This is a genomic window from Actinosynnema sp. NPDC023794 (genome assembly GCF_040639675.1).
GTDB classification, from domain to species: Bacteria; Actinomycetota; Actinomycetes; order Mycobacteriales; family Pseudonocardiaceae; genus Actinosynnema; species Actinosynnema luteola.
Genome location: NZ_JBFAFR010000040.1, coordinates 63,533 through 72,697, shown reverse-complemented (window position 1 = coordinate 72,697; position 9,165 = coordinate 63,533). Strand labels below are relative to the sequence as shown.

Sequence of the window (9,165 nt, the reverse complement as noted above, 5' to 3'; positions counted from 1 at the left end):
CGGCGGAGATGTCGCCGCCGGGCCCCGGCCACGGCAGGAACGCGGTCGGCTCGACGTCACGCGGCTCCAGGCCGCACGAGACCGGTGCGCTGTGCGCAGCCCGTGCGCTCCCCGGATCTCGGGGCGGTGTCAGGCCACCGCGACCTCGACCGGGTGCACGCCCGGCCCTTCCGCGCTGACCGACGCCTGCCCGTTGCCCGACCGGTGCAGCGCGCGGATGGTCCACGTGCCCGGCGCGGCGAAGAACCGGAAGTCGCCGTCGGCCGAGGACACGACCTCGGCGGTGAACTCGCCCGAGGCGTCGAGCAGGCGCACGAACGCGCCGCCGACCGGTGCGCCCTCGGACCGGACCTTGCCGGACAGCACGACCTCGTTCGCGCCGACCTGGATGTCGACGCCCTGCTCGGGCGCGCCGCAACCGTCCAGACTCATGATCAGGCCTCCTTGCCGCTGCCGAGCTCGACCGGCACGCCGACGAGCGAGCCGTACTCGGTCCAGGAACCGTCGTAGTTCTTCACGTCCTCGTGGCCGAGCAGCTCGTGCAGCGCGAACCACGTGTGCGACGAGCGCTCGCCGATGCGGCAGTAGGCGATCGTCTTGCGGGAGCCGTCGAAACCGGCCTCGCCGTAGATCTCGGCCAGCTCCTCGTTCGACCGGAACGTGCCGTCCTCGTTGGCCGCCTTGCTCCACGGCACGTTGATCGCGCTGGGGATGTGGCCGGCGCGCTGCGCCTGCTCCTGCGGCAGGTGGGCGGGCGCGAGCAGCTTGCCCGAGAACTCGTCGGGCGAGCGCACGTCGACCAGGTTCTTGTTGCCGATCGCGTCGACGACCTCGTCGCGGAACGCGCGGATCGCCAGGTTCTGCTCCTGGGCGGTGTAGCTGGTCGCCGGGCGCTCGACCTGCTCCTTGTCCAGCGGGCGGCCGTCGAGCTCCCACTTCTTGCGCCCGCCGTCGAGCAGCTTCACGGCGTCGTGGCCGTAGAGCTTGAAGTACCAGTAGGCGTAGGCGGCGAACCAGTTGTTGTTGCCGCCGTACAGGATGACCGTGTCGTCGTTGGAGATGCCCTTGGCGGACAGCAGCTTCTCGAAGCCCGCGCGGTCGACGAAGTCGCGCCGCACCGGGTCCTGGAGCTCGTTCCTCCAGTCGATCTTCACCGCGCCCGGGATGTGGCCGCCGTCGTAGGCGGTGGTGTCCTCGTCCACCTCCACGAACACCACACCGGGCGCGCTGAGGTTCTCCTCGGACCAAGCGGCCGAGACCAGGACGTCTTCACGGCTCATCGAGCTGCTCCAATTTCTTCGTTCTTGCTGCGACTTCTGTCACTGGGGTCGGGCGAGGGCGGGTGCGTAGCGGCGCAGGAGCAGGAAGAGCTCGCAGCCCAGGCACAGGCCGACCGCGGCGTTGAGCAGCGCGGCGACCAGTGCGGCGGACGTGGCGACGACTCCGAGCGCGGTGAAGCCGGTGGTGTAGCCGATCGTGCCGATGAGCGCGAAGACGAACCCGACGCCCTGCGCGAACCGCAGCGGGGCGGCTTCCTCGCGCTCGGTCGTCGGCTTGATCCTCGGCTGCACGGCGAACCGGTAGACGTGGCCCCACGGGTTGAGCTTGAGCGAGATGAACGCGCACATCGCGAACAGCACGGTCTGGGCCGCGAGCAGCCGCCACGAGCCGGTCAGCAGGACGACCGCCAGGATGGCGGTGGTGATCCAGGCGCTGAACCGGGGGCCGCGCGGGTCGACCGGCGCGTCCTTGGTGGCGGTGGCACTCGAAGGCATGGCGACCTCCTGACGGTGGACAAGACTGGTAGTCCGTCTCAGGCGGTGTTAGGGCAGGCGCGCACAGCCGTCAAGGGCGTGCGGGCCGCCGGTAACCGCCCGGTCAGCGCGCCGCGCGACACAGGCTGCTGCGCACGCGGCACAGGTCCACCGCGAGTCGCTTGGTCAGCAGCGTGGTCATGGGTTCGAGACTAGCCGGTCGTCCCTGCTGTCGGGAGTGGTGTCCAAACCGTGGGAATACCCGGGTTCACCCGATCGGTCCTGGCAGGTGTGGGCGCAAAGCCGCAATGAGGCGGTCCGGCTTCGGGACGCCACCGACCCGGAGCAGTTCCGCGCCCGAGGCGTCCAGCGCCACCGTGGTCGGTGCGCGCAGCACCCCGAGGTCGGCGGCGACCTCCGGCAGGTCGGTCACGTCCAGCTCGACGTGCCGCAGCCCGGCGGTGCGGCCGGCGAGGTCCTCGAGCACCGCGCGGGTCTGCCGGCAGTTCGCGCAGGTCGTCGTGGAGAGCTGCACCAACGTCACCGGGACGCCCGGGTCGAGCAGGTCGCGCACGGGCGCGGGCAGGCCCCGGTGCGGTTTCGCCGCGCGCACGCGCCCGTCCCGGGCGCGCGCCGCCGCGGCGATCACCGCGACGACCGCGACCGCGCCGAGCAGCGCCCACACACCGGTCATCAGCTGCCGCCCTGGTCCAGGAGGATGTCGTTGATCGCGCCTTCCACGGTGAACGCCCCGCTCTCCACCTTGACCGCGGTCGGCGTCACCGTGAAGGGCAGCGCGCCGGGGTCGATGGTCACGCTCAACGCCTCGCGCACCACGCCGAGCACGGCGTCCAGCCCGTCCAGCGCCATGTCGTCCAGCTCGACGTCGTTCACGGCGATCATCACCTGGCCGTTGACCAGCGACACCGTGCCGTACGCGGTGATGCGGAGGTCGCGGCCGGCGACGGTGGTCTTGCCCGACAGCTTCACCGCCGCGACCGTCGGGTCCGGCGCCTGCCCGTCGGTCACCTTGGTGCGCTTGTCCGGGTCGATCGCCAGGTCGGTGAACGGCGTGATCTGGTTGACCAGCCGGCTCAGGTCGTTGACCTTGATCTTGACGCTGCCCCTGACCTGGTCGATCCGCGCGTCGCGGGTGTTGCCGGCCAGCAGGTCCGACAGGCCGATCCGGGTGTGCTTGAGGTTCGCCCGGATCTCCAGGTCCCGCAGCTGGTCGCGCACGGGCACGCCGGTGGCGCTGATCTCGATGTCGCGGTAGTCGCCGCCGATCGCCTGCGTGATGAACGGGAAGCCGTTGATCCGGACCGACGGGTCCTCGCTGAGCCCGAACTTCTCCCGCATCTTCTGCGCGACCTGGTACTCGCCGACCGCGGCGAGCGCGAAGTCGGCGGCGACCAGCAGCGCGCCCACGACGAGCGCGGCGATGATCAGCTTGCGCCCGCGAGTGGAACGGCGGCGGTTCGTGTCGGTCGCGGTCATCGCCTGCCCTTTGTCCGGTCCGTGTGGTGCTGCGAGGTGCGTTCGTCCAACCAGGTCGCGATCCGGTCTACCAGAGCGGGCGTCATCGACGACTCGGCGTGCCGCACGCCCGGCTCCAGCCACAGCTCGGCGCCGCCGCCCGCGGCCCGGTGCAGCGCGACGGCGTGCGCCGGGCCGAAGTAGTGGTCCTGCTCACCGTGCACGATGAGCAGTGGGGTCGGGGTGATGCGGTGCACCACCTCCAGCGGGCTCTCCGGCGTGGTCCGCCACGGCGGGCCGAGGCGCACGCCGAGCGCGCGGGCGGCGAGCCTGCCGTGCGGCTGTTCGAGCAGCCAGTGCACCCGGCGCATCGCCACCGTGTCGCGCACCCACCAGCGCGAGGGCGCGCTGACGGCCGCCACGGCGTCCGGCCGGTCGTCGTGCAGGCCCGCGTGGCGCAGGGCGACGGACGCCCCCATGGAGAAGCCGACGGTCACCACCCGCTGGTACCCGAGTTCCCGGGCGAGCGACACCCCGGCCGCGAGGTCGTGGATTTCGTCACCGCCGACGCTGGACCGCCCGCCGGAGCGGCCGTGGCCCCGGAAGTCCAGCGCGACGACCCCGCCGTGCCTCGCGAACCGGTGCAACACGCGTGACACGAACGGTTTGCGAACGTGATTCGTGAAGCCGTGACCCACCACGAATGCGAGATCCGTCACGGACGGTGTTGATCTCACATGCACACCGTGCAGGCGGACGGCGTCATGTGACATGGATGTAACAGGCGTGACGCTTGTGGAAACAACTGTGACTCTGACCTGCTGACCTGGGTCTTTCGTGGTGTGCACCGGTATTGTCTCCGTCATCCGCAGGCAACGGGGCCCGGTCACCGTACTTCGCCTGTGCCTGGTCGGTGACCAAGCACCGGCCGAACGAGAGGGCGCCGCGATGAGTATCGATGTGCTGCTGCTGACCACCGACTCCGACCCCGAGGCGGTTCTCCCCGCGCTGTCGCTCCTCCCGCACGAGGTCCGGCCGCTGCGCCCGGAGGTCTCGGCGCTGCTGGAAGCCGGTCCGCACGACATCGTCCTGGTCGACGCCAGGACCGACCTGGTCGCCGCGCGCAGCCTGTGCAGGTTGCTCGACTCCAGCGGCGTGGACGTGCCGGTGGTGGCGGTCGTCACCGAGGGCGGTCTGGTCGCGGTCAACTCCGACTGGAGCGTGGACGAGATCCTGCTCCCGACCTCCGGGCCCGCCGAGGTGGACGCCCGGCTGCGCCTGGTGCGCTCCCGGCGCGGCACCACGCAGCCCGGCGGCGACGGCTCGATCCAGCTCGGCGAGCTGGTCATCGACGAGGCGACGTACACGGCCCGCCTGCGCGGCCGCCCGCTCGACCTGACCTACAAGGAGTTCGAGCTCCTCAAGTACCTGGCGCAGCACGCGGGCCGCGTGTTCACCCGCGCGCAGCTGCTGCAGGAGGTCTGGGGCTACGACTTCTTCGGCGGCACGCGGACGGTGGACGTGCACGTCCGGCGCCTGCGCGCCAAGCTGGGCCCCGAGCACGAGTCCCTCATCGGCACCGTGCGCAACGTGGGCTACAAGTTCGTGCGGCCCCCGCGCCCGGGCAGCGCCCGGCGCGTCGAGCACCACGTCGACGCGCCGGAGACGACCGTCGACGACGCCGAGCTGATGTTCAGGGCGTAAGCGCCCGAGCACGGCGTCCGAGTAGGTTCTCCGCGTGGATCTGACCTGGTTCGAGAGGTTGTCCCCCGAGCAGGCCGACGAGGTCTCCGGTCTGCTCGGGGCCGCGGAGGCCGCCGACGGTGTCGCGCCCGTCGGCGAAGCCGTGACCCTGCGCCTGCGCCCCGACGCGCGCGGCAGTCGTCACCTGCTCGTCCGCGACGGCGAGGCCCTCGTCGGCTACCTGCACCTGGACGTCTTCGGCGACTCCGACGGCAACGAGGTCGCCGAGCTGGCCGTGCACCCCGACCACCGCCGTCGCGGGCACGGCGCCGCGCTGGTCGGAGCCGTGGCCGACCGCGCCAAGCCCCTGCGGGTCTGGTCGCACGGCGGGCACCCCGGCGCCGCGGCGCTCGCCGCCAAGCTCGGCTACCGCAAGGTCCGCGAGCTGCTGCGCCTGCGCCGCCCGCTGGACGCCGACCTGCCCGAACCCGTGCTGCCCGCCGGCGTGGCGCTGCGCTCGTTCGTGCCGGGCCGGGACGAGGCGGCCGTCGTCTACGTCAACCACCGCGCGTTCGCCTGGCACCCCGAGCAGGGCGCGATGAGCATCGAGGACGTGCGGGAGAAGGAAGAGCAGCCGTGGTTCGACCCGGCCGGCTTCCTGCTCGCGGTCGACGACGACGGGCGGCTGCTCGGCTTCCACTGGACCAAGGCGCACACCGCCGAGCTCGGCGAGGTGTACGTGGTCGGCGTCGACCCGGACGCGCAGGGCGGTGGCCTCGGCAAGGCGATCACCCTCGCGGGTCTCGCGCACCTGCGCGCGGCCGGGCTCACCGACGTGATGCTGTACGTCGAATCCGACAACGCGGCGGCGTTGGCCGTGTACGACCGGTTGGGTTTCACGCGCTGGGACTCGGACGTCCAATACGCCCGGTAGTGACAAACCCATCACGCCATGCAAACGTGCAGGTCACGGGACACCCAAAAGGCGGTGTACTCGGTCACTTCCCGTATGGTGTTCACCCGTCGTTCACCTTCTCCTGGGCACCTGTCCACCCTCGCTACCTACCGTCCGTGTCGAGCGGCGGGGCTTCGCCGCGAAACCCGCTTCCGTAGCTGGAGGACTCCCAGGTGAAGACCAAGCGACACGGCGCCGTACTCGGCCTGATCGCGGCCGGTGCGCTTCTGCTCACCGCGTGTGGCAGCGACAACAACGCCCCCGGCACGGGTTCGACGTCGGCGGCCGGCGACTCGTCGGTCCCCGTCGAGTGCGGTGGCAAGTCGAAGCTGAGCGCCGAGGGCTCTTCCGCGCAGCAGAACGCGATCGCCACGTTCATCCAGGCCTACCAGGCGAAGTGCCCGGGCTCCGACCTCGCCTACAACGCCTCCGGCTCCGGCGCGGGCGTCAAGCAGTTCAACGCGGGCCAGGTCGACTTCGGCGGCTCCGACTCGCCGCTGTCGGAGAGCAAGGGCGAGGTCGCCGCGGCGGCCGAGCGCTGCGAGGGCAACCCGGCGTGGAACCTGCCGCTGGTCTTCGGCCCGGTCGCGCTGGGCTACAAGCTCGAGGGCGTCAAGGACCTGGTCCTCAACGGCGAGGTGACCGCCAAGATCTTCAACGGCGGCATCAAGAAGTGGAACGACCCGGCCATCGCGGCGCTGAACAGCGGCGCGTCGCTGCCGGACAAGGACATCAAGGTCGTCTACCGCTCGGACGAGTCCGGCACGACGGACAACTTCCAGAAGTACCTGACCGTCGCCTCCAAGGGCGCGTGGACCCAGGGTGACGGCAAGCAGTTCAAGGGCGGTGTCGGCGAGGCCAAGGAGAAGTCCGCCGGTGTCGCGCAGGCCGCGGGCTCCGTCGACGGCGCCATCACCTACGTCGAGCTGTCGTTCGCGCAGGACAACAAGCTGTCCCTGGCCAAGATCGACAACGGCTCCGGCCCGGTCGAGCTGACCAACGAGACGGTCGGCAAGGCCATCGACGGCGCCACCATCAAGGGCACCGGCAACGACCTGGTCCTCGACCTGAACTCGATCTACGGCTCCACCACCGCGGGCGCCTACCCGCTGCTGCTGGCCACCTACGAGATCGTCTGCTCCAAGGGCTACGACGCCGACACCGCGAAGGCCGTCAAGGCGTTCCTCACGGTCGCGGCCACGACCGGCCAGGAAGGTCTGGCGGACGCGGGTTACGCTCCGCTGCCGAAGGCCTTCCAGGACAAGCTGCTGACCGCCATCAAGGCCATCGCCTGACCAGGCCGGCACACTTCCCGGGAACGCCATTGCGATGAACGACCGCACAGTGGCCCCACGCCCCGCGGGCACCGGTTCGACCGGTGCCCGTGCGGGCGTTCCGGCTGCCCGACCCGACTCGGAGGCTCCGATTCCCCCGACCACGGAAGCCGACCAGCAGACCCACGTCCGGCCGGGTGACCGGATCTTCGCAGGCCTGGCCACGGGGTCGGGCATCTTCATCGTGGTCCTGATCGCGGCGATCGGCGTCTTCCTGCTGCTCCAGGCCATCCCCTCGCTCGCGCTGGACAAGGTCAACTTCCTGACCAGCCGCGAGTGGTCCACCGGCGACGTCAACGACATGCGCTACGGCATCCTCGACCTGCTCCTGGTCACCGTGGTGTCGTCCGCGTTCGCGCTGATCATCGCGATGCCGATCGCCCTGGGCATCGCCCTGTTCCTCACCCAGTACGCGCCGCGCCGGCTCGCCCGGCCGTTCGCCTACGTCATCGACCTGCTCGCCGCCGTGCCGTCGATCATCTTCGGCCTGTGGGGCCTGCTCGTGCTCGGCCCGGTGCTCACCCCGATCGGCGAGTGGCTGACCTCCACCCTCGGCTGGATCCCGCTGTTCGCCGAGGGCAACGTCAGCATCGAGCTCGGCGGCACCATCTTCACCGCAGGCATCGTGCTGGCCGTGATGATCCTGCCGATCATCACCGCGGTCAGCCGCGAGGTGTTCGACCGCACGCCGGTCACCCACGTGGAGGGCGCCATCGCGCTCGGCGCCACCAAGTGGGAGGTCGTGCGCACCACCGTGCTGCCGTTCGGCAAGGCCGGTTACGTCAGCGCCTCCATGCTCGGCCTCGGTCGCGCCCTCGGCGAGACGATCGCGTTGACGATCATCCTCAGCGGCACGGGCGCCGCGTTCGCGTGGAGCCTGTTCGACGGCGGCGCGACGTTCGCGTCCAAGATCGCGCTGGCCGCGCCCGAGTTCAACGACCCGCGCACGGCGGGCGCCTACATCGCCGCCGGCCTGGTGCTGTTCGTCCTCACCTTCGGCGTCAACGCCCTCGCCCGGTCCATCGTCGCCGGTCACAAGGAGTACGAATGACGACCGACACGGCGGACCTGAACCGCCTCGCCACGCCACCGACGTTCCAGAGCGTCAGCGGCGCGCGCAAGTTCAAGAACGGCGTCGCCACCGCCCTGGTGTACGGGGCGTTCCTCGTCGCGATCGTGCCGCTGATCTGGGTGCTGTGGGTGGTGATCCAGCGCGGTTTCCCGGTCGTGCTCGACGGCGACTGGTGGCAGAAGTCGCTGTCCGGCCTGCTGGGCCGCCAACAAGGCGGCGGCGTCTACCACGCGATCTACGGCACGCTGGTGCAGGGCCTGGTGTGCGGTGTGCTGTCCGTGCCGATCGGCCTGTTCGTCGGCGTGTACCTGGTGGAGTACGGCGGCCGGTCCAAGCTGTCCCGGGCCACCACGTTCATGGTCGACATCCTCACGGGTGTGCCGTCCATCGTGGCCGCGCTGTTCGTCTACACGCTGTGGATCACCTACTTCGGCTTCGGTCGCAGCGGTTTCGCGGTGTCGCTGGCGCTGGTGCTGCTCATGGTGCCGGTGATCGTGCGGACCACCGAGGAGATGCTCAAGATCGTGCCGGACGAGCTGCGTGAGGCGTCCTACGCGCTCGGCATCCCCAAGTGGAAGACGATCGTGAAGGTCGTCATCCCGACGGCGCTGTCCGGCATCATCACCGGCATCATGCTGGCGCTGGCCCGCGTCATGGGCGAGACCGCGCCGGTGCTCGTGCTGGCCGCGTACGCGCCGTACATCAACTACAACCTGTTCGACGGGCCGATGGCGTCGCTGCCGCTGCTCATGACGTCGGAGCGGAACAACCCGACGCAGGCCGGTTTCGAGCGGATCTGGGGTGCGGCGATCACCCTGGTCATCATCATCACGCTGTTCAACCTGCTGGCTACCGTGATCTCGCGGTGGCTGGCTCCGAAGACGAAGTGAG

At 70.4% G+C, this 9,165-nt stretch carries 12 protein-coding genes; 5 read left to right on the top strand and 7 right to left on the bottom strand.

The window, feature by feature from the left end; all coding sequences use genetic code 11:
* Window positions 1-129: 129 nt before the first annotated feature.
* From AB0H12_RS40960 to AB0H12_RS40930, 7 genes are all read right to left on the bottom strand, one after another.
* Window positions 130-432 carry a DUF1416 domain-containing protein gene (locus AB0H12_RS40960; RefSeq protein WP_230566272.1) on the bottom strand — a complete coding sequence of 101 codons (303 nt, stop codon included), beginning with the start codon at window positions 430-432 and terminating at the stop codon, window positions 130-132.
* Between the two features lie 2 nt (window positions 433-434).
* Window positions 435-1,280: a sulfurtransferase gene (locus tag AB0H12_RS40955; protein WP_230566273.1), complete on the bottom strand. Its 846-nt coding sequence runs from the start codon at window positions 1,278-1,280 to the stop codon at window positions 435-437.
* Between the two features lie 39 nt (window positions 1,281-1,319).
* The gene (locus AB0H12_RS40950) at window positions 1,320-1,775 is read right to left on the bottom strand and encodes a DUF4395 domain-containing protein (protein WP_499630780.1); all 456 of its coding nucleotides are present in this window, start codon (window positions 1,773-1,775) and stop codon (window positions 1,320-1,322) included.
* 103 nt (window positions 1,776-1,878) lie between these two features.
* Window positions 1,879-1,956 (bottom strand): putative leader peptide, encoded by a 78-nt coding sequence (locus AB0H12_RS40945; protein WP_360462167.1) that lies wholly within the window; start codon window positions 1,954-1,956, stop codon window positions 1,879-1,881.
* Window positions 1,957-2,022: 66 nt separating this feature from the next.
* A complete protein-coding gene (locus AB0H12_RS40940; protein ID WP_499630776.1) occupies window positions 2,023-2,448 on the bottom strand; it encodes a TlpA family protein disulfide reductase in 426 nt (141 codons plus the stop codon).
* Window positions 2,448-3,251 carry an LmeA family phospholipid-binding protein gene (locus tag AB0H12_RS40935; RefSeq protein ID WP_499630773.1) on the bottom strand — a complete coding sequence of 268 codons (804 nt, stop codon included), beginning with the start codon at window positions 3,249-3,251 and terminating at the stop codon, window positions 2,448-2,450. Before AB0H12_RS40935 ends, AB0H12_RS40940 begins: the two co-directional genes overlap by 1 nt.
* A complete protein-coding gene (locus AB0H12_RS40930) occupies window positions 3,248-4,003 on the bottom strand; it encodes an alpha/beta hydrolase family protein (RefSeq protein WP_499630771.1) in 756 nt (251 codons plus the stop codon). The genes AB0H12_RS40935 and AB0H12_RS40930 overlap by 4 nt, the downstream gene beginning before the upstream one ends.
* 175 nt (window positions 4,004-4,178) lie before the next feature.
* On the opposite strand from AB0H12_RS40930, the gene AB0H12_RS40925 reads away from it, so the two are divergent.
* The 5 genes from AB0H12_RS40925 to pstA all read left to right on the top strand — a co-directional run bounded on the left by AB0H12_RS40925 (window position 4,179) and on the right by pstA (window position 9,164).
* Complete coding sequence (locus AB0H12_RS40925) at window positions 4,179-4,934, top strand: winged helix-turn-helix domain-containing protein (protein ID WP_499630768.1); 756 nt, start codon at window positions 4,179-4,181, stop codon at window positions 4,932-4,934.
* Window positions 4,935-4,968: 34 nt separating this feature from the next.
* Complete coding sequence (gene mshD, locus AB0H12_RS40920; protein WP_499630767.1) at window positions 4,969-5,847, top strand: mycothiol synthase; 879 nt, start codon at window positions 4,969-4,971, stop codon at window positions 5,845-5,847.
* Between the two features lie 194 nt (window positions 5,848-6,041).
* Window positions 6,042-7,163 (top strand): phosphate ABC transporter substrate-binding protein PstS, encoded by a 1,122-nt coding sequence (gene pstS / locus AB0H12_RS40915; RefSeq protein ID WP_499630764.1) that lies wholly within the window; start codon window positions 6,042-6,044, stop codon window positions 7,161-7,163.
* A 34-nt stretch (window positions 7,164-7,197) separates the two neighbouring features.
* Window positions 7,198-8,253 carry a phosphate ABC transporter permease subunit PstC gene (gene pstC / locus AB0H12_RS40910; RefSeq protein ID WP_499630762.1) on the top strand — a complete coding sequence of 352 codons (1,056 nt, stop codon included), beginning with the start codon at window positions 7,198-7,200 and terminating at the stop codon, window positions 8,251-8,253.
* The gene (gene pstA, locus AB0H12_RS40905) at window positions 8,250-9,164 is read left to right on the top strand and encodes a phosphate ABC transporter permease PstA (protein WP_499630759.1); all 915 of its coding nucleotides are present in this window, start codon (window positions 8,250-8,252) and stop codon (window positions 9,162-9,164) included. Before pstC ends, pstA begins: the two co-directional genes overlap by 4 nt.
* Window position 9,165: the final 1 nt, after the last annotated feature.